At 46.0% G+C, this 537-nt stretch carries 1 protein-coding gene and 1 pseudogene; one reads left to right on the top strand and one right to left on the bottom strand.

What is annotated here, in order from left to right:
* The coding region (locus tag AB4496_RS27595; protein WP_372133179.1) for a cupin domain-containing protein at window positions 1-244 on the top strand (244 nt) is incomplete at its 5' end.
* A 77-nt stretch (window positions 245-321) separates the two neighbouring features.
* Here the strand turns inward: AB4496_RS27595 and AB4496_RS27600 are convergent.
* Window positions 322-537, bottom strand: a pseudogene (locus tag AB4496_RS27600) (NAD(P)-dependent oxidoreductase); the annotation flags it as partial.

Raw genomic sequence — 537 nt, forward strand, 5'->3', positions numbered from 1 at the left:
GCCACTGCATGAATTCGAACACGAGCATGTCGCGTTAGTGAAATGGCCCGTTGGTGAGCGCTTTCAGCCACACCGTCATTTTGGTGGTGAAGAGATCTTTGTGTTGTCAGGCACTTTTAAAGATGAACATGGCGAGTATCCAAAACACACATGGATGCGTAGCCCTCATATGAGCGAGCATTTCCCTTATGTGGAAGAAGAGACGGTTATCCTAGTGAAAACGGGTCACCTGCCATTGGATTAAAGGAATGCTCAATATAAAGATGAGAAAGCCGCATTGTTTTGAACAAGCGGCTTTTTTAGTTTTTATATATGAGCTGACTAGTAAGCGACACCAATACGTTGGCGTGGGAACTTGCCAGCTTCTAGTTCATCAATCATCGCGATAGCGTAGTCGCTGACGGATATTTTGCTGTTGCCATCTTCGTCAGTGAGCAGTTGATCACCACCTGTGCGGTAGGCTGATAGCTTATCGCCCGGGAAGATTTCCGCAGCAGGGCTAACGAATGTCCAGTTAACCTTTTCATTAGATTGTTT

It is taken from the genome of Vibrio sp. 10N.222.46.A1, from assembly GCF_041473595.1.
Taxonomy (GTDB): domain Bacteria; phylum Pseudomonadota; class Gammaproteobacteria; order Enterobacterales; family Vibrionaceae; genus Vibrio; species Vibrio tasmaniensis_A.